The 23,736-nt window shown below is 71.5% G+C and carries 20 protein-coding genes; 12 read left to right on the top strand and 8 right to left on the bottom strand.

Annotation, left to right across the window (positions count from 1 at the left end):
• Positions 1 to 328 precede the first annotated feature (328 nt).
• Positions 329 to 1,888, bottom strand: coding sequence for a regulator (locus AB0C66_RS08855; protein ID WP_362434712.1), 1,560 nt, complete (start codon positions 1,886 to 1,888; stop codon positions 329 to 331).
• Between the two features lie 226 nt (positions 1,889 to 2,114).
• Here AB0C66_RS08855 and lipB point away from each other — a divergent pair, with 226 nt between their 5' ends.
• The 4 genes from lipB to AB0C66_RS08835 all read left to right on the top strand — a co-directional run bounded on the left by lipB (position 2,115) and on the right by AB0C66_RS08835 (position 5,236).
• Entirely contained in the window at positions 2,115 to 2,930 is an 816-nt protein-coding gene (gene lipB, locus AB0C66_RS08850; protein WP_362434709.1) for a lipoyl(octanoyl) transferase LipB, read from the top strand.
• Positions 2,931 to 3,123: 193 nt separating this feature from the next.
• Positions 3,124 to 4,074: a lipoyl synthase gene (gene lipA, locus AB0C66_RS08845; protein WP_362434707.1), complete on the top strand. Its 951-nt coding sequence runs from the start codon at positions 3,124 to 3,126 to the stop codon at positions 4,072 to 4,074.
• Between the two features lie 273 nt (positions 4,075 to 4,347).
• Entirely contained in the window at positions 4,348 to 4,545 is a 198-nt protein-coding gene (locus AB0C66_RS08840; protein ID WP_362434704.1) for a hypothetical protein, read from the top strand.
• Positions 4,546 to 4,555: 10 nt separating this feature from the next.
• On the top strand, positions 4,556 to 5,236 hold the full coding sequence (locus AB0C66_RS08835) for a DUF4191 domain-containing protein (protein WP_362434701.1): 681 nt from the start codon (positions 4,556 to 4,558) through the stop codon (positions 5,234 to 5,236).
• Between the two features lie 97 nt (positions 5,237 to 5,333).
• On the opposite strand, the gene AB0C66_RS08830 is transcribed toward AB0C66_RS08835, so the two are convergent.
• On the bottom strand, positions 5,334 to 5,804 hold the full coding sequence (locus AB0C66_RS08830) for an RDD family protein (protein ID WP_362434698.1): 471 nt from the start codon (positions 5,802 to 5,804) through the stop codon (positions 5,334 to 5,336).
• A gap of 241 nt (positions 5,805 to 6,045) precedes the next feature.
• Here AB0C66_RS08830 and glnA point away from each other — a divergent pair, with 241 nt between their 5' ends.
• The 4 genes from glnA (at position 6,046) to AB0C66_RS08810 (ending at position 12,399) form a co-directional block, all read left to right on the top strand.
• Positions 6,046 to 7,455 carry a type I glutamate--ammonia ligase gene (gene glnA / locus AB0C66_RS08825; protein WP_362434696.1) on the top strand — a complete coding sequence of 470 codons (1,410 nt, stop codon included), beginning with the start codon at positions 6,046 to 6,048 and terminating at the stop codon, positions 7,453 to 7,455.
• A 226-nt stretch (positions 7,456 to 7,681) separates the two neighbouring features.
• On the top strand, positions 7,682 to 8,650 hold the full coding sequence (locus AB0C66_RS08820) for a helix-turn-helix domain-containing protein (RefSeq protein WP_362434693.1): 969 nt from the start codon (positions 7,682 to 7,684) through the stop codon (positions 8,648 to 8,650).
• Positions 8,651 to 8,941: 291 nt separating this feature from the next.
• Positions 8,942 to 10,225 carry a ricin-type beta-trefoil lectin domain protein gene (locus AB0C66_RS08815; RefSeq protein WP_362434690.1) on the top strand — a complete coding sequence of 428 codons (1,284 nt, stop codon included), beginning with the start codon at positions 8,942 to 8,944 and terminating at the stop codon, positions 10,223 to 10,225.
• Positions 10,226 to 10,461: 236 nt separating this feature from the next.
• A complete protein-coding gene (locus AB0C66_RS08810) occupies positions 10,462 to 12,399 on the top strand; it encodes an ABC transporter ATP-binding protein (RefSeq protein ID WP_362434688.1) in 1,938 nt (645 codons plus the stop codon).
• A gap of 28 nt (positions 12,400 to 12,427) precedes the next feature.
• Here the strand turns inward: AB0C66_RS08810 and AB0C66_RS08805 are convergent, their stop codons facing one another.
• Both AB0C66_RS08805 and AB0C66_RS08800 read right to left on the bottom strand, forming a co-directional pair.
• Complete coding sequence (locus AB0C66_RS08805; protein WP_362434685.1) at positions 12,428 to 12,946, bottom strand: inorganic diphosphatase; 519 nt, start codon at positions 12,944 to 12,946, stop codon at positions 12,428 to 12,430.
• A gap of 133 nt (positions 12,947 to 13,079) precedes the next feature.
• Positions 13,080 to 13,763, bottom strand: a complete 684-nt coding sequence (locus AB0C66_RS08800; RefSeq protein ID WP_362434683.1) for a TetR/AcrR family transcriptional regulator — start codon at positions 13,761 to 13,763, stop codon at positions 13,080 to 13,082.
• A gap of 198 nt (positions 13,764 to 13,961) precedes the next feature.
• Here AB0C66_RS08800 and AB0C66_RS08795 point away from each other — a divergent pair, with 198 nt between their 5' ends.
• Together AB0C66_RS08795 and AB0C66_RS08790 are read left to right on the top strand one after the other, a co-directional pair.
• Positions 13,962 to 15,074 (top strand): medium chain dehydrogenase/reductase family protein, encoded by a 1,113-nt coding sequence (locus AB0C66_RS08795; protein WP_362434680.1) that lies wholly within the window; start codon positions 13,962 to 13,964, stop codon positions 15,072 to 15,074.
• A 96-nt stretch (positions 15,075 to 15,170) separates the two neighbouring features.
• Complete coding sequence (locus AB0C66_RS08790) at positions 15,171 to 15,797, top strand: GntR family transcriptional regulator (RefSeq protein WP_362434676.1); 627 nt, start codon at positions 15,171 to 15,173, stop codon at positions 15,795 to 15,797.
• Between the two features lies 1 nt (position 15,798).
• Here the strand turns inward: AB0C66_RS08790 and AB0C66_RS08785 are convergent, their stop codons facing one another.
• The 3 genes from AB0C66_RS08785 to AB0C66_RS08775 form a co-directional block, all read right to left on the bottom strand.
• A complete protein-coding gene (locus AB0C66_RS08785; RefSeq protein ID WP_362434674.1) occupies positions 15,799 to 16,182 on the bottom strand; it encodes a cupin domain-containing protein in 384 nt (127 codons plus the stop codon).
• Complete coding sequence (locus AB0C66_RS08780) at positions 16,179 to 16,991, bottom strand: carbon-nitrogen hydrolase family protein (protein ID WP_362434672.1); 813 nt, start codon at positions 16,989 to 16,991, stop codon at positions 16,179 to 16,181. The genes AB0C66_RS08785 and AB0C66_RS08780 overlap by 4 nt, the downstream gene beginning before the upstream one ends.
• Before the next feature lie 147 nt (positions 16,992 to 17,138).
• Positions 17,139 to 18,494, bottom strand: a complete 1,356-nt coding sequence (locus tag AB0C66_RS08775) for an MFS transporter (protein WP_362434670.1) — start codon at positions 18,492 to 18,494, stop codon at positions 17,139 to 17,141.
• A gap of 147 nt (positions 18,495 to 18,641) precedes the next feature.
• Here AB0C66_RS08775 and AB0C66_RS08770 point away from each other — a divergent pair, with 147 nt between their 5' ends.
• The gene (locus AB0C66_RS08770) at positions 18,642 to 19,394 is read left to right on the top strand and encodes a DUF2848 domain-containing protein (protein ID WP_362434667.1); all 753 of its coding nucleotides are present in this window, start codon (positions 18,642 to 18,644) and stop codon (positions 19,392 to 19,394) included.
• Between the two features lie 161 nt (positions 19,395 to 19,555).
• Here AB0C66_RS08770 and AB0C66_RS08765 read toward each other — a convergent pair whose 3' ends face one another.
• A complete protein-coding gene (locus AB0C66_RS08765; protein WP_362434665.1) occupies positions 19,556 to 19,999 on the bottom strand; it encodes an SPW repeat protein in 444 nt (147 codons plus the stop codon).
• Positions 20,000 to 20,181: 182 nt separating this feature from the next.
• Between AB0C66_RS08765 and AB0C66_RS08760 the strand changes: the two genes are divergently transcribed.
• Positions 20,182 to 23,517 (top strand): AAA family ATPase, encoded by a 3,336-nt coding sequence (locus AB0C66_RS08760; RefSeq protein WP_362434663.1) that lies wholly within the window; start codon positions 20,182 to 20,184, stop codon positions 23,515 to 23,517.
• Positions 23,518 to 23,736: the final 219 nt, after the last annotated feature.

The raw sequence follows: 23,736 nt of genomic DNA, 5'->3' as shown, positions 1-23,736 counted from the left end.
TGCGTCCTGCCAGGCGTCGGCCGACCACACCGGCTTCCGCGCCCGGAGCCCCGACCCGAGCGGCCCCCCTCCGGGTTCGGGAGGCCCGCACCGCCGACGGGCGAGCCCGCGGCCGGGACCACACGGTCGGACGCCCCACAACCGGCCACCCCACGACGGCACGAGGCATCCCGCACCGCCGTACGGGCGAGCCCGTGGCCGGGACCGCGCGGTGGGACGCCCCGCAACCGGCCACCCCACGACATCCCGCGCCCGCGGGCCCGGTGGCGGGCTTTCCCGTCGCCGGGGCCCGGCGACGTGCCCCCGCCAACGGGCCCCGCCCGACGGGCTACGGCAGCGCCGCCACCCGTTCCCGATAGCCCCGCACGGGCGCCGCGTCCCGGTACGGCTCGAGGCGGCGCTCGAAGTCCCGTACGTAGTCCAGCGCCCGCATCGACCGCATCTCGGAGGCCTGCTGCGCCGCTTCCGCGCCCAGGACGCACGCCTGCTCCAGCTCGCCGAGGCCCAGCCGCGCCGTGGCCAGCACCACCCGGCAGAACAACCGGCTGCGCGCGTGGCCGTTGCCGCGCAGCTGGAGCGAGCGTTCGGCGTGCTGGGCGGCCGCCCGGTACTGCTGGAGGTCGCGGTGGCAGTGGCCGAACTCGTCGGCGAGCTGGGCCTCGTCGAAGTACCGCGCCCAGTACGGCAGGTCGTCGCCCGGCCGCGCCGTCTCCAGCGCCCGTTCGGCACGGGCCAGCGAGGCGGTGCAGGCCCGCACCTCACCCAGCACCCCGTGGCCCCGCGCCTCGACCGCGTGCAGCAGCGACTGGAGCACCGGCGGGGCGCCGCCGCCGACCCCCTGCTGGGCGACCCGGGCCAGCTGCACCGCCTCCCGGCCGTGGCCCAGGTAGACGGCCTGGCGGCTCATCGTCACCAGCACATAGCTGCCGTACGCCCGGTCCCCGGCCGCCTGGGCCAGCCGCAGCGCCTGGACGAAGTAGCGCTGCGCCAGACCGTGGGCGGCGATGTCGTACGAGGTCCATCCGGCCAGCCGGGTCAGATCCGCGATCGCCCCGAACAGCCGCCGCCCCACCGCCTCGCTGTAGCTGCCGCGCAGCATCGGCTCGCCCTCGTGCTCGAGGTAGCGCACCAGGGCCTGCCGGGCGTGACCGCCGCCGTAGGTCTGGTCCAGCGTCCGGAACAGCTCGCTGACCGAGCGCAGCGCCGCGATGTCCCCGGTGGTCACCCGGTGGCCCGGGCCGCGCTGACAGCGGTCCGCCTGCCGCTGGCGGGGCACCGGGGCCCGGCCCGCCGCGGGGACGCGTGCGGCCCCGGGCGGCGGGGCGCCGGGGCGGCCGCTCTGGGCGGGCAGCCGGACGGCCGGGGCCGCGCCACCGGCACCCGGGGCGGCGCCGCCCGGGGTCCCGGACGGGGGCGCGCCCGCCGGGGGCTCACCGCGCGCCACCCGGTCGTCGGGCCGTCCGATCAGCCAGTCACGGCTGGGGACCACCAGGCCCGCCGGGGTGAACGCGATCTTCCGTAGCTCCGCGTGGCTGCCGGAGTCCTTCCGCCACAGCCCGCTGACGATGTCCACCGCCTCCTGCGGGGTGGCCGCGAACTCCAGCCCCGCGTAGACCGGGGCACAGGCGTCAAGACCCAGGTCCTGCGCCGTCAGCCGGCGCCCGAGACGCCGGGTGAACACCTCGGCGATCAGCGCCGGGGTGGTGCCGCGCGGCTGCTGTCCGCGCAGCCAGCGGGTCACCGAGGTCTTGTCGTAACGCAGGTCAAGGCCGTGCTCCAGACCGAGCTGGTCCACCCGCCGGGCGAGCCCGGCGTTGGAGAAGCCAGCCTCGGCAATGAGCGCAGCGAGCTGACGATTGGGAATGCGCTGCGGGGGTCGTTCCGTCATCAGCTTGCCGGTCTCCCTGATCGCCCTGTGGAACGGCGCGAATTTAACTGGCGCTCGAGGGCTGATCGCGGCCGTCGGGCGGCATTCATCCGATCGTGTGAGAACGAGCCCGATGGGGTCGACCTGATCCACGGCCGTACAGTGGCTGGGGCGCGGCCGCCAGGCTTCGCCACCCCTTGTACGCGGTTGTACGAGGTCCTTGAACAGGTCCGAACAGGAGCGTGCCGTGACCGCATCGTCCCCGGGGGAGATCCCCGGCTCCACGTCGCTGCGCTATGTCCACCTGGGATTCGGTGCGGACGCCGTGGACTACGAGGAGGCGTGGCAGGAGCAGCGCCGGGTGCACGCCGCGCGCTTCGCGGACGAGATCCCCGACACCTGTCTGCTGCTGGAGCACCCGGCGGTCTACACGGCGGGGCGGCGCACGGCCGACAACGAGCGCCCGCTCGACGGCACCCCGGTGGTGGACGTGGACCGCGGCGGCAAGATCACCTGGCATGGCCCCGGCCAGCTGGTGGGCTACCCGATCCTGAAGCTGCCGCGTCCGGTGGATGTGATCGCGCATGTCCGGCGGCTGGAGGACGCGCTCCTGCTGACCTGCGCGGAGTTCGGTGTGGAGACCAGCCGGGTGGAGGGCCGCAGCGGGGTGTGGGTGCTGGGCGACCCGGTCGAGGAGCGCCAGTCCCTCGGCGGGCTGAGCCTGGACTTCGACCCCCGGATCGACGACGAGGAGTTCGACCCCCGGCTGAACGGTCCGGAGTACGCCCCGTCCAACGCCGGTCAGCGCCGTGAGGACCGCAAGCTGGCCGCGATCGGGGTGCGTATCGCCAAGGGCGTGACCATGCATGGCTTCGCGCTGAACTGCGATCCGGACAACACCTGGTTCGACCGGATCGTGCCCTGCGGGATCCGGGACGCGGGCGTGACCTCGCTCTCGGCGGAGCTGGGCCGGGACGTACCGGTCGCGGAGGTGCTCCCGGTGGTCGAGAAACATCTGCGGGCCGTCCTGGAGGACTCGATCCCGATGCCGCGGGCCGTATAGGTCCCGACGCCCCCGGGCCCGTGCGGCCCGGGGCCGGTACGGCGGAGGCCCCGGGAATGGTCCTTGCGGCCCATGGGTTGCCCTGGACGTAAATCCGTACGAATGACGGGCGTACCCTGGTGACCGCCGACGATTCGAAAGCCGCGCCAGCAAACTCGCCAGCCGAGCCGCCAAGCAAAGAGGAGTGCCGGACGTGTCCGCAGTCGCACCCGACGGACGGAAGATGCTGCGTCTGGAGGTCCGCAACAGCCAGACCCCCATCGAGCGCAAGCCGGAGTGGATCAAGACCCGGGCGAAGATGGGTCCCGAGTACACCGAGCTGCACGGCCTGGTGAAGCGCGAGGGCCTGCACACCGTGTGCCAGGAGGCCGGCTGTCCGAACATCTACGAGTGCTGGGAGGACCGCGAGGCGACCTTCCTCATCGGCGGCGACCAGTGCACCCGCCGCTGCGACTTCTGCCAGATCGACACCGGCAAGCCCCAGGACCTCGACCGCGACGAGCCGCGCCGGGTGGCCGAATCCGTACGCACCATGGAGCTGAAGTACGCCACCATCACCGGGGTCGCCCGTGACGACTTGGAGGACGGCGGCGCCTGGCTGTACGCGGAGACCGTCCGCCAGATCCACTCCCTGATGCCGGACACCGGTGTCGAGCTGCTGATCCCGGACTTCAACGCGGTTCCCGAGCAGCTCGCCGAGGTCTTCTCGTCCCGTCCCGAGGTGCTCGCGCACAACGTGGAGACGGTCCCGCGGATCTTCAAGCGGATCCGCCCGGGCTTCCGTTACGAGCGCTCGCTCGAGGTCATCACCAAGGCCCGGGAGGCCGGTCTGGTCACCAAGTCCAACCTGATCCTGGGCATGGGCGAGGAGCGCGAGGAGATCAGCCAGGCGCTCCAGGACCTGTATGACGCGGGCTGCGAACTGATCACGATCACCCAGTACCTGCGGCCGTCCGTCCGGCACCACCCGGTGGACCGCTGGGTCAAGCCGCAGGAGTTCGTCGAGCTCAAGGAGGAGGCGGACGAGATCGGCTACGCCGGTGTCATGTCAGGCCCCCTCGTCCGCTCGTCGTACCGCGCGGGGCGCCTCTACCAGCAGGCGATCGACCGGCGTAACGTCGCAGTGGCCTCACAGACCATCTGAACCACACGGCCCCACAGGGCATGCACCGCACCCATATGGCCCCACCGGGCACCAGGTGTGTGAGCAGCAACACGCTGTGTGAGTACCGGCACACCACGCACCACCGGCCCGCGTCCTTCCGCAGGTCAGGGGGAGAGTACGGGCCGCATCCAGGTTTCATCGGTGTTTGACCGCCCGGTCACGCGCTGGTAACACCATTGGGTAACGATTAAGCCACGCACTGCTTATCCGTAGTGCATGCGTCGTGATCATCCGCTGCTTCGAGGGGATCCCATGTCGGCTGCGCCCGTACGCCCGTCCGTGACCGACGCGCTGCTCGCCCTGGAGGGTCTGCTGCTGCGCGGCGGGCAGCGCACCGCCCGCCGCAATGCCTGGACCGCGGTGCTGGAGGACCGGCGCCGGGCCAAGGACCGGCATGAGGCCGAGCACGTACTGGAGGCCGTGTCCACCGAGGCTTCTCGGGCCACGTAAACTTCGCTGTATGGCGAGGAAGGAAACATCCGAGAACCCCGGGCGGCTGAAGCAGATCGCCCTGACCTACAAGATGACCAAGCGGGTCGACTCGAAGGTCGGCCTTGTCGTCGCTGGCGTGGGGATCGTCACCTTCGGTGTCCTCCTCGCGGTCGGCTTCTGGATCGGCCACCCGATCTTCCTGGGCATCCTGGGCTTCGTCCTGGCCTTCCTCGCGATGGCGATCGTCTTCGGCCGCCGTGCCGAGCGGGCGGCCTTCGGACAGATGGAGGGCCAGCCCGGCGCCGCGGCCGCGGTCCTGGAGAACGTGGGACGCGGCTGGTCGGTGACGCCCGCGGTGGCCATGAACCGCAGCCAGGACGTCATCCACCGCGCGGTGGGCAAGGCGGGCATCGTGCTGGTCGGCGAGGGCAACCCGAACCGGCTCAAGAGCATGCTGGCGGCCGAGAAGAAGAAGATGGCGCGCATCGTGGCGGATGTCCCGGTGCACGATGTGATCGTGGGCTCCGGCGAGGGCCAGGTGGAGATCAAGAAGCTCCGCACCACGCTGATGAAGCTGCCGCGGGTGCTGCCGGGTCCCCAGGTGACGGTGGTCAACGACCGGCTCCGGGCGCTGGGCGACCTGATGAGCAATATGCCGATCCCGAAGGGTCCGATGCCCAAGGGCATGCGGATGCCGAAGGGGCGCTGACGTACGCGGATGACTGATACGAATGGCGGCCGGGCCCCTGTCCCGGCCGCCATTCGTATGCGATCCGCCTGAATCCGAAGGTGCTGGATCCCGTCCGCTAGATCCGGATCTGTACGGCGCGGGAGAGCCGGTCGTGCAGTCCGCGGGTGTCCCGGTCCCAGACGACGGCGGGGATGACCAGCGCGAGCAGCACACTGCGCAGCACTGCCCGCGGCAGGGTGAGCCGCACCCCGCCCTCGCCGATGACCCGCAGTTTCAGCAGCAGCTTCCCGGGGGTGGCGCCGACGGTGCCCACGGTCAGGATGCTCAGTGCGACGAAGACGGCGAGCGCCCAGTTCCCCGCGGCCCGTGCGTCGCCGCCGGACAGCAGCCCCCAGCCGACCAGCAGGCACAGCCCCCAGTCGATGAAGAGCGCCCCGAAACGGCGGCCGAGCGGCGCGATGGCGCCCGGTCCGCTCTCGGGCAGCCCCAGCGCCTCGCCCCGGTGGCCCCCCACGTCGACGCCCATGTCCTCGGCGGCCGCGCGGGGCCCGGAGAGCCACGATCCGATTGCTTGCCTCTTGTCCACCCGACCACGTTACTGCGACCGCATACGTTTCCCAGGAGCCGGGTGGTGTCCGGCCCCCGCGACGGGCCCATGATCGCCTCTTCGGCCCCAGCGTTTCGGTCCTCGGCCGGTTAACCTGGGTGAAACAAATGGGTCATGCCCGGGAAATCCCGTCTGCCTATGGTCGGGCTCAGCACACCACGCATATGGACCGTGCGACCGAACAAATCCCGTCCCCCGCGGCCGGGCTAGGAGGAGTTGGATGTTCCAGAACGCCGACGACGCTCGGAAGTTCATCTCGGACGAGGACGTGAAGTTCGTAGACGTCCGGTTCTGCGACCTTCCCGGCGTCATGCAGCACTTCACCGTACCGGCGGAGGCGTTCGACCCGCACGAGGAGCTGGCCTTCGACGGCTCGTCGATCCGCGGGTTCCAGGCGATCCACGAGTCGGACATGGCGCTCCGTGCGGACCTCTCCACGGCGCGTGTCGACCCGTTCCGCCGGGACAAGACGCTCAACATCAACTTCTTCATCCACGACCCGATCACGGGCGAGCAGTACAGCCGTGACCCGCGGAACATCGCCAAGAAGGCCGAGGCATACCTCGCCTCCACCGGTATCGCGGACACCGCGTTCTTCGGTCCCGAGGCCGAGTTCTACGTCTTCGACAGCGTGCGTTTCAACACCGCCGCGAACGAGTCGTTCTACCACATCGACTCCGAGGCGGGCGCCTGGAACACCGGCGCGGTGGAGGACAACCGCGGTTACAAGGTCCGCTACAAGGGCGGCTACTTCCCGGTCCCGCCGGTCGACCACTTCGCCGATCTGCGTGCCGAGATCAGCCTCGAGCTGGATCGCGCGGGCCTGAAGGTCGAGCGCCAGCACCACGAGGTGGGCACCGCCGGCCAGGCCGAGATCAACTACAAGTTCAACACGCTGCTGGCCGCGGCCGACGACCTCCAGCTGTTCAAGTACATCGTCAAGAACGTGGCGTGGAAGAACGGCAAGACCGCGACCTTCATGCCGAAGCCGATCTTCGGTGACAACGGCTCCGGTATGCACGTCCACCAGTCGCTGTGGAGCAACGGCGAGCCCCTCTTCTACGACGAGCAGGGCTACGCGGGCCTGTCGGACACCGCCCGCTACTACATCGGCGGCATCCTCAAGCACGCCCCGTCGCTGCTGGCCTTCACCAACCCGACGGTGAACTCCTACCACCGCCTGGTCCCCGGTTTCGAGGCCCCGGTCAACCTGGTCTACTCGCAGCGGAACCGCTCCGCCGCGATGCGTATCCCGATCACCGGCTCGAACCCGAAGGCCAAGCGCGTCGAGTTCCGCGCCCCGGACTCCTCCGGCAACCCGTACCTGGCCTTCTCGGCCCTGCTGCTGGCCGGTCTGGACGGCATCAAGAACAAGATCGAGCCGGCCGAGCCGATCGACAAGGACCTCTACGAGCTGGCCCCCGAGGAGCACGCGGGCGTCCCGCAGGTGCCCACCTCCCTCCCGGCCGTCCTCGACTCCCTCGAGGCCGACCACGAGTTCCTGCTCCAGGGCGGGGTGTTCACCTCCGACCTGATCGAGACCTGGATCGACTACAAGCGGACGAACGAGATCGCCCCGCTCCAGCTGCGGCCGCACCCGCACGAGTTCGAGCTGTACTTCGACGTCTAAAGAGCGTCGCGGGTCACAGCGGGCTCTCGCGCTGACGGCCAGCCACGATCCGCCGGCCGTGTGCCTCCCCTCACCGGGAGGCCACGGCCGGCGGCTTTTTTGTGCCCGGCCATGGCCTTCGCGCTCAACCGCCGACCTCTCCCCGTCCGTCATTAGTAGCGGGCACGGCACCAGTAGCGGGCACGGCACCACGGCCACGGCCACGGCAGGGAATCAGGAGAGTCAGTTGCTGGACGAGATGATGTTCCGGACCGAAGAGGTGGCCGCGGCGGACCGCTTCGGCCTCTGGGTGGAACGGATGGGTCGCACCCATGCCCCCATGGAGCTGTGCAGCGACCACACCGAGGACTACCGGGCCACCCTGCGCGTCCTGGGGCTCGGCCCGGTCGCCGTGTGGCCGGCCAACTTCCAGCCGGTGGTCTTCCGCCGCACTCGGAAGCTGATCCGGCAGTCGGACCCCGAGACGTACCACCTCTCGCTTCTCCTGGACGGCACCGGCGCCGGGGTGTGGAAACACCGGGAGACCTCGTACCGGCCCCTCGACCTGCACATCAACTCCTCCTCGGTGGACTACGAGATCCACAGCACCGGGAACCCGGTGAGAACCGTGGGCGTGGAGATCCCCCATGCCCTGGTGCCGCTGCCGCACGACAAGGTGCGCAGGATCATCGCGCGGCCGGTTTCGGCGCGTGAGGGAGTCGGCGCGCTGCTGTCGGGGTTTCTCACCCAGCTGACCGCCGACACCTCCGCGTACCGGCCCGCCGACGCGTACCGGCTGGGCAGGGTCGCGAGCGACCTGGTCACCATGGTCTTCGCCCATGCGCTCGAGGAGGAGAAGGGGCTGCCTCCGGAGACCCATCGGCGGTCCCTCGCGCTGCGCATCCAGGCGTTCATCCGCGCGCGTCTGCACGACCCCGGCCTGACTCCCAGCTCCATCGCCGCGGCGCACCACATCTCCGTCAGCTATCTGCACCGCCTCTTCCGGGACGAGGAAGACACCGTCGCCGACTGGATCCGGCGACTGCGGCTGGAGGCGGCCCACGGTGAACTCACCGACCCGACACTCGGCACCACGCCGATCCACGCCATCGCCAGCCGCTGGGGGTTCCGCCGCGCCTCCGACTTCAGCCGGGCCTACCGCGCCGCCTACGGGACCACCCCGAAGGACCACCGCCACCGGGCGCTCGCCGAGTGAACGGATTGCCAACACGGCTGTGGACTCTGTGCTCACGACCTTTTCCGGCGCATCGTGCACTCTGATGGTGTGCGCCGGGGGAAGCGTCGGGGGACCTTTGCCAAGGGAGTCCCTTCGTCACTGCGCGCACCACCGCGGCGGCTCAGGCGTTCCCAAGGTTCGCGCGAGCCTCCAGCCTGCCGCCGCGGTCCTCGTCCCCCGGTTCCGGCCCCTCCCGGCTGCCCCTCCGATTCGGTGCCGTGGAGGGGCCGGCTCCACCACAACTCCACCGGGTGAAAAGGAAACGGGGACTTGGGATTCACAGGTAAGCGTCGGATATCGATCATCGCCGCGTGTGCGGCGGCGGCAGCGGTCGCGGGCGGGCTCCAGCTCTCGTCCAGCGCGTTCGGCACCGACGACAACGAGCCGGGCGACCGCCACCGGCCCGTGGCAGCGGCGCCCCATCAGGACGACTTCGGCATATCCGACACCGACGGGACGGCCTTCAAGAACGGCGTCCTGCCGGTGAAGTCCTCGGACGTACGCGGCATGGCCGCGGCCACCCCGGCCCATGGCGAGGGGTGGAAGCTCGCCGGGCCGGGCAAGTCGCTGTCCACCGGCTACACGATCAAGTTCTACGACCAGAAGTCCGTGGACTGGCTGGGCCGTTATGTGAAGACGTCGGCCAAGGAGCTCCGGCGCGTCACCAACCTGCCGATCAATGTCGACACCACGCCGGTGGGCTGGGACTACACCCGGCCCAAGGGCGTTGTGGTCATCGGGGTGCTGAAGCGCCCGTGCGTGCCGCCCAAGGACGGCGGGCAGCACGGCTGGAAGGTGGTACGCGACGGATCGGGGGCCAAGAACCTGAGCTGCGGCCTGATCGCCTCCTCCGTTCCCGACACGGTGACCAGCGGCCACGCCTACATCGACAGCGAGTTCTTCACCTCGGCGGGAAAGCCCCTGCCCTCCGTGGGCGACAAGCAGATGAGCAACCACATCAGCCATGAGCTCGGCCACACCATGGGGCTGAGCCACGCCAACCGCAGCTCGACCCGAGGCGACTGTGCCGTGGCCGGCGACTCCGGCCAGAAGCCGGTCATGTGCTCGCCCGCCGGGGGCTACCAGGACAGCCGCGCGGGCACCTACGTCCAGCAGTTCGATGTGCAGGGGCTGCGCCACCTCGCCAAGGGCGGGGGCGCGGCGCTCTCCCCGCAGGGCAGGGTGACCGGCCTCGGCGGCAAGTGCCTGGACGTCAAGGCGGGCAACCCGGCCAACGGTACGCAGATCCAGCTCTACAAGTGCAATGGCTCGGCGACCCAGTCGTGGATCCTGGACAAGGACGGCTCGTTCCACGCCCTGGGCAAGTGCCTGGCCAACGCGCACAACGCGACCGCCGACGGCAACAAGATCGAGCTCCATGACTGCGACGGCGGTGCGTCACAGCGCTGGTCGGTCAATGCCAAGGGCCAGATCGTGCACCTCGCCTCGGGCAAGGTCCTCGACGTGACCGGCGGGAAGACCACCGACGGCACCAAGATCCAGCTCCACTCGGCCAATTCGTACAAGCGCCAGGTGTGGGTGGCTCCGAAGTAACCCGCCCCCCGCGCGTCCCCCGGGTCCGGACAGGCAAGCCCTGTCCGGACCCGGGGCTTTTCGCTCCCCGGGCCGCCCTTCGTTCCCCCGCGGCCATGCGGCCGAAACGTGCCCGATCGTGTGCATCTCACCGGTAACGCGCGGCGGACGGCGGTGATTTGCGGGAGTCTGGACGGCGCCGCACCGTACGACGCCGATCGCGCTGAACAACACTGTTGCACCGTCCAGGGGGATTCGTGGCATCAGATACTTCCGGGCAACCGGCCGAACCGTCCCAACCGTCCGACGGTTCCACACCCGCCGAACCGCCCGGCGAGGAGGAGCTGAGATTCCGGCCCCCGTCGCTGGTGGCGTTGCAGAACACCCCGATCACCACCCGGACCATGGTCCGCCGGCTGCCGCAACTGGTCCGCAGATCCCTGGCGTTGGCCTGGAAGGTGGACCGCAGGGCGGTGCTGACGCTGCTGGTCTGCCAGGCGCTGTCGGGGTTCTTTGAGGCGTTCGGGCTGCTGGCCACCACCGGCACCATCACCGCGCTGATCTCCTCCGGGCAGATCACCGAGCGGCTGCGGGAGGCGCTGCCGTCGATCGCGGTGCTGGCCGGGGCGGCCGGGCTGCGGGCGCTGCTGGGGATCGCGGTCAACAACATCTCCACCAGGCTGTCGCCGCGGATCTCGCGGGAGGCCGAGACACAGATGCTGGACGCCGCGATCAACGCGGAGCTGGCGGCGTACGACAACCCCGGGTTCAACGACAAGTGGGACGCGGCGGACCGGGGCGCCGAGGTCGCACAGGATCTGATCACCGAGTCGCAGCAGCTCATGGCCTGTCTGGCCTCGCTGATCGCCGCGGCGGGCGTGGTCACGGTGCTCCATCCCGCGCTGCTGCCGCTGCTGTTGCTGGCGGCGCTGCCGCAGGGGATCGCCGGGATGAAGGCGGCCCGGGTCCAGTACGAGACCAGCCGGGCGATGAGCGCCGAGCGGAGCACCCTGGCGCTGTTGCGCTGGTTCATGATCGACAAGGACATCGCCGATCAGCTCCGGTCCGGCACCATGGCCGGTTTTCTGCTCGAGCGCTACCGGGCCATCGGGGCGCGGGTGGACACCGCGACCGACAAGGCGGTGCACCGGAGCGCGCGCTACGCGCTGCTGGGGGCGGTGGCCGGGGGTCTCGCCTCGGGCCTGGTCTGGGTGTCGCTGGCGCTGCTGCTGGGCACGGGGCGGATGTCGGTGGCCTCGGCGGGGACCGCCGTCTTCGCGCTCCGTACGGTGGCCACGTCGTTGCAGGGCATGGTCGGGTACGGGACCCGGCTGTTCCGCACCGGGCTCTATCTGGACGACTGGGCGGAGTTCATCGAGGAGGCGGGCGGTCACCGGATGCGGCGCGGCAGCGGGGCCCCGGCGGTGCCGCGGGTGATCCGGGCCGAGGGGCTGACCTACGCGTATCCGGAGGCCGGGGCCCCGGCGCTGGACGACGTCACCCTCGAGGTGCGGCGCGGCGAGGTCCTGGCGCTGGTCGGGGAGAACGGTTCCGGCAAGACCACCCTCAGCAAGCTGCTCACCGGGCTCTATCTGCCCAGCAAGGGCACGGTGACCTGGGACGGCACCAGTGTGGCGGAGCTGGATCCGCAGGAGATGTGGCGGCATACGGCCGTCGTTCCGCAGGACTACGCCCACTGGCCGCTGAACGCCCGCGACAACATCACGCTGGGCCAGCCGCACGACGGGGACGAGGCGGTGCGGACGGCGGCGGCGCACTCCGGTGCCCATGAGGTGCTGGACGGGCTGCGCAGCGGACTGGACACCCTGCTGGCCCGGCAGTGGTGGGGCGGGGTGGAGCTGTCCGGTGGGCAGTGGCAGCGCATCGCGCTGGCCCGGGCGTTCCACCGGCCCGCCGGGCTGCTGGTCATGGACGAGCCGACCAGCGCGCTCGACGCCCGTGCCGAGCACCGGATCTTCGCGGGGCTGCGGCGGATGGCGGAGGACCGGGCGGTGGTCCTGGTGACGCACCGGCTGGCGAACGTGGCCGTGGCCGACCGGATCGTGGTGCTCGACCGCGGGCGGGTGATCCAGCAGGGGACGTTCGAGGAGCTGTCCCGATCGCCGGGGCTGTTCCGGGAGTTGTGGGAGCTACAGAACGACCGGGGCGTCCCGGCGCCGCGCGGTGAGCTCTGACCGGCGGTGGCGCGGCGGGGGTTGGGGCTCAGCGCTCCGTGGCGCCCTGCGGCTCCGTCGGCGGCGCGGCGCGGGCGCGGGCGGCGGCTATCTCCGTGTACGCGTCGTCGCGGCCCTCCCAGTGCGAACCCTCCACCGATTTGCCGGGTTCGAGTTCCTTGTAGACCTCGAAGAAGTGGGTGATCTCCATCCGGTCGAATTCGGGGACGTCGTCGATGTCCTGGACGCCGGTATAGCGCGGATCGTGGGCGGGGACGCAGAGGACCTTCTCGTCCGGCCCCTTCTCGTCGCTCATCACGAACATGCCGATGGCCCGGCAGAGGATGACACAGCCGGGGAAGGTCGGCTCGCCGACGGTGACCAGGGCGTCGAGCGGATCGCCGTCGCGGCCGAGGGTGTGATCGATGTAGCCGTAGTCCGCCGGGTACTTGGTGGCGGTGAACAGCATCCGGTCCAGCCGGATCCGGCCGGCCTCATGGTCCATCTCGTACTTGTTGCGGGACCCTTCGGGGATCTCCACGACCACATCGAACTCGGCGGACTCCATCGCGGCCTCCGGTCACCCGTGCGACGCTCCGGTGCCCTTCCAGTGTGCGCCGGGCGCGCCGGGAGGGCAGCTCGGGTCGGGGTGACGCGGCTCGAGGCGGCGCGGCTCCGGGCGGGCGCTGTGGTGGGGGTCCTCATACGCCGCGTGCGAGGGCCTCGACCTCGGCCTCGAAGAGCGTCCCGGGATCGAAGCCCATCCCGCTGAACTGGCCCTGCACATCGAGGCTGATCACACCGTGCAGCCGGGTCCAGGTGCGCAGGGCGCGGCCCTTCAGCTCGCCATCGGGCTCCGCCCCGTCGGGCTCCGCTCCATCGGTCCAGGGGCCGACGGCATCGAGCTGCCGCGCGAGCTCGGCCTCCAGGGGGGAGACGGGCTCACCGGCGGCCGGGCCGCCCAGCCCCGCGCAGGCGTCGAGGATCGTGCGCATCAGCGCGCGGGCGATCTCGGTGGTCTCCGGCGGCGCCTGGTAACCGGGCACCGGGGTGCCGTAGATGAGCAGATAGCGGTCGGGCTGCGCGGTGGCCCAGTCGCGGATGGTGTGGGCCAGCGCGCGGAAGCGGTCGACCGGGGCGGCTTCGCCGACCGCGGCGGCCGTGGCCTCGGCCAGATCGCGATAGGCGTCGGTGATCAGCTCGGTGAGCAGCTCGTCCCGGCCCGCGAAATAGCGGTAGAGCGCGGGACCGGTCATACCCATCGCCTTCGCGATCGCGTTCACCGAGATGCCCGCCGTGCCCGCCTCGGCGAGCTGGGTGAGGGCTACGGCCTTGGCCTCCTCACGGGTCTGTTTGCGGTAGCGCTCTCGCCGTGCTGTCGCCATGGACGCGCCTCTCACCTTCTTCGACGGGCGGCTCGGACGGCCTCCGCGGGCGGTCCGGAGACCGGCTCGGAAACCGGCTGGAGAACCGGGGTTGACAGATCGAGGGTAACAGGTTCATTGTTTTGTTAGAAGTTCTCACCGACGAGAGAAGTCCTCACGACACGACGGTCGTGAGGCTCGGAAGAAGCGAGGTTCGCAGTGATCACCGAAGTCGTGCTGCCTGGTCTGGTGGAGCCGGAAGGGCTCGAGCTCCGCACCCGCCCGCTGCCCGAGCCCGGCCCCGGCCAGGCCCTGGTCGAGGTCGAGGCGTCCGGGGTCTCGTTCGCCGAGCAGCAGATGCGCAGGGGGAAGTATTACGACCAGCCGCCGTTCCCCTTCGTCCCCGGATATGACCTGGTCGGGCGGGTCACCGCGACCGGCGCCGGGGTGGATCCGGGCCTGCGGGGCCACCGGTTCGCGGTGCTGACGAAGACGGGCGGCTGGTCCACCCACGCGCTGGTCGACGCGGGCGATCTGGTCGCGGTCCCGGAAGAGGTGGGCGCGGCCGAGGCGGAGACCGTGGTGGTCAACGGGATCACCGCGTGGCAGATGCTCCACCGTGTGGCCAAGGTCCGCTCCGGGGGCACGATCCTGGTCCTCGGTGCCAACGGCGGGGTGGGCTCGACCCTCGTCCAGCTCGCCCGCCGGGCGGGCATCAGGGTCATCGGCACCGCCTCACCGCGCCACCACGAAGCGGTGCGGGCGCTGGGCGCCACCCCGCTCGACTACCGTGACCCCGAACTGCCCGCGCGGGTGCGCGAGTTGGCCCCCGGCGGGGTGGACGCGGTCTTCGACCATGTGGGCGGCGAGGGCATCGTGGACTCCTTCCGGCTGCTGGCCCGTGGCGGCACGCTGGTGTCGTACGGCACGGCCGCCACCCGGGATGTGCCGGGCTCCTCGCGGCTGCCCGTGCTCAAGCTGTTCGGCCGGCTGCTCCTGTGGAATCTGCTGCCGAACGGACGGCGGGCGCATTTCTACAACCTGTGGGCCGGACGTCGGCAGCTGGCCGACTATCAGGCGCGGATGCGCGCCGATCTGGGCGAGGTGCTGGCGCTGTTGGCGAGCGGTGAGTTCTCCGCCCAGGTGGCGGCGCGGATACCGCTGAGCGAGGTCGCGAAGGCGATGCGGCTGGCCGAGTCCGGCACGGTCACCGGCAAGGTCGTCCTGGTCATGGGGGCCGACCGGGAGGAGACCGGGCGGCGCGCCGCCGAGGGCCGTCTCGGGCCCGTGGACGGGGGCGCCGGGCGGAGCGGCGGGGCGGGCCCGCGATGAGCGACACCCTTCCCGATCACCGGCGCGGACCCCGTCCCTCCGTGATAATTTTCGTATACGAGTTGTATGCGATGACCCACAGCCATGGGGGCCCAGGTGCAGTCCGGACGAGAGAAGGCGTACGCGTTTCTGAAGGAAACCGTGCTGACCGACCCCGACATGCAGGGCAGATTTCTGACCGAGCAGGAGATCGCCGACCGGATCGGCATCTCCCGGACCCCGATCCGCGAGGCGCTGCTGCTGCTCGCCGCCGAGGACCTGGTCCAGCTGGTCCCCAAGCGCGGTGCGCATATCGCACCGCTGTCCGGCCGGGAGATCACCGAGCTGATGGAGCTGCGGGGGATCGTCGAGCGGCATGCCGCCGACCGGGCCATCGCGGCGGCGAAGGTGCCGGTGGCGGAGTTGACCGGGCTGCTGGAGCGGCAGCGCCGGCTCACCGGCCCCGACCAGGCCAAGGAGTTCATCGCCGTGGACCACCTGTTCCACGCGACCCTGGTCGCCGCGGTGGGCAATCAACTCCTCAACCGGCACTACGAGGGGCTGCGCAGCCGCCAGATCCGGGCCGGGGTGGTGGCCCTGTACAACCAGACCGGCCGCCAGGAGGCGGTGCTCTGCGAGCACCGGGCGATCCTGGACGCGGTGGCCTCCGGGGACGCGGAGGCGGCCCGCGCGGCGATCAGCGGCCATCTGGAGTCGACGCTGAAGGTGCTGCTCGCCGGATGAGTCATCCGTCGGCCGAAGCCTCCGGATAAGTGATCACCAGCATCGTGACGCCCTCCTCGGAGACCCAGGGACCGTGTGGCATCCCCGGTGGCCGACAGGTGTAGAAGCCGCGCGAGAAGGTGGTGTCCAGCGTCAGATCGCGCATGCCGCCCTCGAGGAGATAGACCTCCTCCCAGCCGTCATGGCGGACGACCCCGGACGGGGAGGTGTCCGTCCCCGGCTCCCAGCGCACCAGTGCGGTGGTGCGGGTCCCGCTGCCGTCCGCGGCGAGGATCTGTTCGCTGACCCCCTCGACCGCGCCCGGCGGCCGCTGCCAGGGCCCGGAGGGCAGATGGAACTCGAGCTCCGGCTTGGCCGCTGGTCCGGCCCCGCGGTCACCGCTCATGGCCGTACGCCCAGCTTGCGGTTGGCGAGGACGGACACCGTGCGGCGCACCGCGCCGACCTCGTCGGGGTCGATATCGGCGATGAGCAGGCCCGGGGCAGCGTCCAGCCGCTCCCGCACCGTTCCATCGGGGCCGATCAGGGCGCTGTGGCCGATGCCGGTGGGGGTGCCGGCCGGGGCGGGACCGGCCCCGGAGGCGACCGGGTCGGCCTGGCCCACGGCGGCGAGCCACACGGTGGCGTCGAGCGCCCGCGCACGGGTCAGCAGTTCCCACTGCTCACGCTTGCCCGGTCCGGCGCCCCAGGAGGCGGGCAGCAGCGAGACCACCGCCCCGGCGTCGGCGTGGGCCCGGAAGAGCTCCGGGAAGCGTACGTCGTAGCAGGTGGCGAGGCCGATCCCGATGCCGTCGAGAGTGAAGGTGACCACCTGGGAGCCCGGGGCCACGGTGTCGGACTCCCTGAAACCGAAGGCGTCATACAGATGGATCTTGTCGTAAGCGGCCTCGACCCCGGGGCCGGTGGCCAGCAGAGTGTTGGTGACCCGCCCGTCGGGGGCGGGGGTGAACATGCCCGCGACGACCACCAGACCGGTCTCCTTCGCGATCTGCCGGAGCTCGGTGGCCCAGGGGCCGTCCAGCGGTTCGGCGAGCGGACCGAGCCGGGTGCCGAAGCAGGCCATGGCGGCCTCCGGAAAGACGATCAGACGGGCGTGGGCCTCCGCCGCCCGCTGTGTCTCCCGGCGCAGCAGGGCGAGGTTCGAGGCCGGGTCCGGGCCGGTGGTGAGCTGGCTCAGTGCGATGCGGAGGGGCATGACGGGTGCTGCCTCATTTCCTGGTCGGGTCCCGGCCGGGTCCGGTGCGGTCCTGCTCGGGTCCTGTGCGGGAGGTCGGAGTGTAGAGGGGGTGCGCCATCCAGCCCCTTCCCCGGTGCGGTGCGCTTTACGGCACCGGCGTGCGGTTCAGGAGACGCTCGTCGAGGCGGTGTGGCCGACGGGGTGGCGGTCCGGCCCCTCCTCCTTGGCGGGGACGGGGTCCCGGCCCAGCCAGAGCCCGGTCACGGTGAGCGCGGCGGTGAGCGCGATATAGACGGCCAGCGGCACCCATGCGTGGTAGGTCCCGAGCAGTGTGGTGAACAGCAGCGGCGCGACCGCCCCGCCCACCACCCCGGCCAGGGTGTAGGCGAGCGAGGAGCCGGTGTAGCGCAGCCGCGGGGAGAACTGCTCGGCCACAAAGGCCGCCTGGGGCCCGTACATCAGCGAGTGGATCACCAGTCCGCCGATGACGCCCAGGGTGAGCAGGGCCCAGCTGCCGTCCGCGACCATCGGGAAGAACAGGAAGGGCCAGATTCCGGCGGCCACCGCCGAACCGCCGTACAACAGCCGCCGGTTGACCCGGTCCGAGAGGGCACCGGCGAGCGGTATCAGGACGATCTGGAGGGAGGAGCCGATCAGGACCGCCGTCAGCGCGGAGCCACGGGACATGCCCAACTCGTCGGTGGCGTAGGTGAGGACGAAGACGGTGAACATCGCGTAGAGCACATCGGGCGCGATCCGGCTGAGGATCGCCGCGGCCAGGGCACGGGGCTGGGTGGCGAACACCTCGCGCACCGGTGCCTCGGGGCGGGTCTGCGCGGCCTCCATCTCCTTGAAGACCGGAGTCTCCTCCAGCTTGGCGCGGATCCACAGGCCGAAGACCACCAGGAGGCCGGAGAGCAGGAAGGCCACCCGCCAGCCCCAGGACAGGAATTGCTCCTCGGTCAGCGCGGCGCCGAGTCCGGCCAGGACACCGTTGGCCAGCAGATTGCCCGCCGGAGGGCCGATCTGGGCGGCGGAGGCGTAGAAGCCGCGCCGCCCGGGGTCGCCGAACTCGCTGGACAGCAGCACCGCGCCGCCCCATTCGCCGCCGACGCCCACGCCCTGCGCGAAGCGCAGCAGCACCAGGGCGGCCGGGGCGGCGACGCCGACCGTGGCGTAGGTGGGGAGCAGTCCGATCAGCAGGGTCGCGGCGCCGATGAGGACAAGCGTCGCGATGAGCACCTTCTTACGGCCGATGACATCCCCGAGCCGCCCGAAGACAAAGCCGCCCAGCGGACGGGAGATATAGCCGACGGCATAGGTGGAGAACGCCAGGAGGGTGCCGGTGAAGGGATCGCTGGAGGGAAAGAAGAGATCGCCGAAGACCAGGGCCGCGGCCGCGGAGTAGACGGCGAAGTCGTACCACTCCAGGGCGGTGCCGGTGAGGCTGGCGACAAAGGCCCGGCGTACCCCGGGCCCGCCGGGCCGGGGCGCTGTCGCGCTCGGTGCTGTGGGCTGCATGTTCCGTCCTCGGTGGGTGGTGCGGGTGGCGGTGTGTACGTTCGACCTTCCGGCATACTTGTTGTATACACACCGTATGCGCAACCCCCCGAGGGGAAATCAACCGTTTCGCATTCTCACCGCCCCGCCCCCTGGAGGCATCCGCCGATGACCACCACACATCAGTCGCCGCACGGCAGCACACAGCCCGGACCGCCCCACCCATCCCCCCCGCACTCCGCGCTCACCTTCGAGCTCCCCGACGGCACCACCCGGCGGGCGACCGTCGTCCAGGTGCTGAACGCGGGCTATGCCGGGCGGAGCCAGGAGGACGTGGCCGCGCATGTCGCCGAGCTCGCCGAGCTGGGGGTACCCGCCCCGGCCGTCACACCCGCGCTCTACCCGGTCGCGCCGTATCTCGCCCAGCAGACGGCGCGGGTCAGCGTGCAGCACGCCCGTACCTCCGGCGAGGCCGAATGGGCACTGGTGGTGGCGGACGACGGTGAGCTGCTGCTCACGGCCGCCTGCGACCACACCGATCGCGATCTGGAGGTGCACGGCGTGGCGTGGAGCAAGAACGCGGGCCCGGATGTGCTCGCCTCCCGCGCCTGGCGCCTGTCGGAGGTGGCACCGCGGCTGGACGAGCTGACCCTCCGGGCATGGGTCAGCCACGGCGGCGAGGAGGCCGAGGTGCAGCGCGGCACCCTGGCCGAGCTGCTGCCGCCCGCGTACTGGATCGAGGTGCTGCGCGAGCGCGGTGGGCTGATACCGGGCACGGTCCTGATCTCCGGCACGATCCCGATGGCCGAGGGGGTGGACCAGTTCGCCGAGCGCTGGCGGGTGGAGCTGGGTGACCCGGCCACCGGCGAGACCATCGAGTGCGCCTACGACGTGGTGCCCATGCCCGAGCCGATCGGCTGAGCCGCGCCAACTGGTTGCTCCGGACCGAGGTTGCTCCGGACCGAGCGATGGCCGCCTACCGCACGACCCCCAACGGGGTGTGCGGTCGGCGGCCCTCTCCACTCGGGTCTCGGTTGTCCGGCCTCATGGCCGGTGTCTCGGTTGAACTCTTGATGAATCGGTCAGCTCTCCCCCCGGCCCTTCCGCATCACCATCCCCGCCGCCACCAGCCCGAACAGGCAGGTGATGACGCCGACAATGACGTTGTTCCAGATCATCCCGGCATCGGGGCCCCTCGCGACCACCCAGGGAGAGATGATCATCCAGACACCGATCGCGGCCATGGTCCAGCACAGGCTGTACATCCTCCTCGGGGCCACGGTGAGGCCGATCCCCAGCAACGCGACAGCGAGGCCGAGGATGAGGTTGTGGACCATGAGGTTGGGGCTGGTGCTCGAGAAATGCACCACCCAGGGAGAGATGGCGAAGTACAGACCGGCGAGAAGCACCGGTCCGTCGAGGAAGACAACATCACGTGCGTCCATCATGCGGGCGTAACGCTCCCGCATTTCGGTCACGTCCGGGTGACCCGTGATATCCCCTCTGGTGTGTGAGACGTCGGCCATACGACTCGCCTCCTTCGATCCATGCAAGTCTGACCGCGCAGTGCGGTAAAACACCGCACCACCATTGTGCGCCTCGCCTTGGTTTATAGGTAGATGTCTGATTGGCTCCGATGCTTCACGGTTCGCCATCAGCTGTCTCCCTCCGCAGGGCGCCGCGCGGGAGGCAGGGAGGGGCGATACGCGTGGAGCGGTACGGCGAGCAGCCAGAGCCCGTGGTCGGACGCGATGAGCTGCTGATACGAGGGCGTGAACAGCTGGCGCGGGGCGGCAGCGTACTGCTGCCGGGGCCCGCCGGAATCGGCAAGTCCACCGTGCTGCGGGCGCTCGCCGCGGGGTTTTCCGGCGGCGGACGGCTGGTGCTGGGCTGCGCCCCGACCGCCTCGGAGAGCCAGCTTCCGTTTCTCTCCCTGATCGATCTGCTGGGGCCGGTCGCCGACACCGTCTCCGGCGCCCTGCCCGCCTCACAGCGCACCGTCCTCGACGCGGCGCTCACCGGGCGGCAGAGCCCGTCGGAGCAGCACGGCGGGCTGGCGCTGCGGCTGGCCGTGCTGTCGGTGTTCCGGGCGCTGGCCGAGCGGGGGCCGGTGCTGGTGGTGGCCGATGACCTCCAGTGGATGGACGTCCCCAGCCGGGAGTTACTGGCGTTCGCCGCCCGGCGGACGGGTGGGCTGCCGGTGCAGATGATCGCGGCGGTCCGGACCGGCCCGGAGGTAGCGGCTCCGGGCGGGCCGGAGGGGCGGGATGCCGAGGAGGGCGCCGCTCCCTGGGCCACCCCGAGCCCTCCCCGTGGCCCGGCCGTCTCCCCCGCCCACGCCGAGGTCATCACCCCCGACCCCGGACCCGACGCGGGCCCCGCCCCCACCAACACCCCCGGCTGCCGCAGTTGCGTCGGCACGGGCATACGCCCTGGTTCACACCCCGGTTCCGACCCCGAACCCGGGGCGACACCCGCCGCCGCGAACGGGCCCGGCAGCCACCCCGGCCCCGGCCTTGAAGCGGGCCCGGCGCCCGCCAACGACTCCGGCTCCCACCAAGACACCGGCATGGGCATCGGCCCTGGCTTCGTCCCCGGCGTCGGATTCGCCTCGACCTCAACCCCGGGCCCTCACCGGCCCGTCGACCCTGCCCATGGCGCCGACCCTCACCCCGACTCCGGGGCTGAGGCGAGCCCCGTCCCCGGCAACGGCGCCGGTGGCGCCACCGGCCAACACACCCACGACCGCTTGGGAGGCGGCCAAGACCACGAGACCTATCTGCGGGTTCTGCCGCCGCCCGCGTTGGTGCTGTCCGTAACGGCGCTGACGTATCCGCAGACTGCCGCGCTGCTCTCGGCGCGAAGACGCGTGGGGCTGCCCGGATCCGTGGTGCGGGATATCCACCGCACCAGTGCGGGCAACCCCTTCTACGCCCTTGAACTCGGCCGTGCGCTGGTCGAGTCGGGGACCCCGCCCCGGCCCGGGGAGCCTCTGCCGGTGCCGACCGGGCTGCGTGCCCTGGTGCTGGACCGGCTGCGGGCCCCGGCCCCCGGGACCCGGGAGACCCTGCTGCTGGCCAGTGCCGCCGCACGGCCCACACTCGCGCTGCTGCGAGCGGCGGGCCGGACCGACGCCGAGGCCGAATGGGGCGAGGCCACCGCCCTCGGCATCGTGGACGGCGAGGCCGAGCCGGTGGTGCGGTTCACGCATCCGCTGATCTCCGCCGCCCTGTACGCGGCGGCCGCGCCGCGTGAGCGGCGCGCCGCGCACACCGCCCTCGCCGCCGCCTCCACCGACCCCATCGAGCGCGCCCGCCATCTGGCGCTGGCCACTCCCGGACGGGACGAGCGCGTCGCGCGCACCCTCGCGGCCGCGGCCGCCGTCGCACGGGAGCGCGGGGCGCCCGCGGCGGCGGCCCGGCTCGGGCTCCTCGCCGCGGACCGTACCCCGGCCGAGGCCGCCCCCGCCGCCCACGCCCGGCGGCTGGACGCGGCCGAGGACGCGCTGACCGCGGGCGAACCCGAACTGGCCCGCGCCACCGCCCATGAGGTACTGGCCGAGTCCGTACACCCCGCCGACCGCATCCGCGCCTGGATCGCGGTGATCGACTCCGCCGGGCAGGCCATGGCCGACGTGGACGACGTCTTCCCGCGGGCGCTCGCCGACGCGGGCGGTGACCCACGGTTGCTCGCCCCGCTGCGCTACCAGCTGTCCTGGCGGGCCGTGTTGGTGCGGGGGTCACTGCCGCGGGCCCGTGGCGAGGCCGCCGAGGCGGCCCGGCTCGCCCGGCTGGCGGGCGACCGCCGCACCGAGCTGCTCGCGCTGTCCTTCCAGGCGCTCACCGAGACCCTGATGGGCCATCGGGACGCCGAACACACCCTGGCCAAGGCCCTGGAGGAGCCCCAGGACCCCCGGGTGACCTGCGATCACAACGGGCCGGGCTACACCCGCTTCCGCTGTCTGCTGATGGGCGACCGGCTGGACGAGGCCCGTACGGCGGTCGGCGCGCTGGTCCGGCTCGCCGAGCGGCGCGGGGCGGTCGAGAGCCAGATCCTTTTTCTGCGCGGGCTGGCCGAGACCGAACTGCGCGCCGGACGCTGCGAACCCGCGCTGGACCTCGCCCACCGCAGTCTGCGCCTGGCCCGAGACGCCGGGATAGGCGAGGGCCCCGCGCTCCAGCTCACGGCCCTGACGGAGGCGGCGGGCGGCAGTGTGGCCCGTGCCCTGTCCTTCGCCCAGGACGCCGTACGCAGCGCCGAGGAGGACGGCGACCTGCTCTATCTCGCCCGCAATCTGTACGCGCTGGGGCACGCCCGGCTGGTGGCGGGTGACACCGAGGGGGCGGTCACGGCGTTGCGGCGGGTGCGGGAGCTGGAGCGCGGGCAGGGGGTGACGGATCCGGCGCGCGGCCGCTGGCAGGGCGATCTGGCCGAGGCCCTGGTCCGCACCGGTGAACCGGAGGAGGCCGCCGAGGTGGTCGAGGCCACCCGGAGGTCCGCCACTCGGCTGAGGCGCGACAGTGTGCTGGCCGTACTGGCGCGGGCCGAGGCGCTGATGACGGCCGCGCAGGGCGATCCGGAACGGGCCGCGCACACTCTGCGGACGGCCGGGCGCGGTCTGCGCGACCTGGGGTACCGCATCGAGCAGGGCCGGTGCGAGCTGGCGCTGGCGCATGTGGAGTTGTGCCGCGGGGAGATGGCGGCGGCCCGTACGGCGCTGGACACCGCGGTCCGGGTCTTCCGGCACGCCCACGCCCACCCCTGGCTGGAACGCGCCTCGGCCGAACGCGCCGCCGTGGGGGCGGAGTCGGCGCTCGGCGCGGCGGCGCGGGCGCTGTCGCCGCCACGGCTGCTGGACACCCTGGCCGAGATGGAGCGGAGGGTCGCGGCGCTCGTCCTGGAGGGCGCGACCAACCGGGAGATCGCGGCACGGCTGTTCATCAGCGTCAAGACCGTGGAGGCCACGCTCACCAGGGTCTACCGCAAGCTGGGGATCCGTTCGCGGGTGGACATCGTCAGACTGGCGACGCGCGACGGCGACTGACCGCGACCGGCACCCGCGCGGGCTTCGGACCACACCATCCCCCTGACTCCCCGTGAGACAGGGGGATTTCCCTATGCCCACACCTCAAGGGCCAACCCTCATTGGGCGGTTGACGGGCCGCTTCTAGCGTGGATCCGCCGTCGACGACGCAGTGCGACCCGGTCCGCCCCAGGCGATCCGGGGCGTCGTCGACGCGATGTGCTCCGTGCAGGTTTCCCC

The sequence above is a fragment of the Streptomyces sp. NPDC048636 genome, assembly GCF_040650655.1.
Taxonomy (GTDB): Bacteria; Actinomycetota; Actinomycetes; order Streptomycetales; family Streptomycetaceae; genus Streptomyces.
Note: the sequence above shows the minus strand (reverse complement) of the source record. Positions and strands in the feature narration are given on the sequence as shown.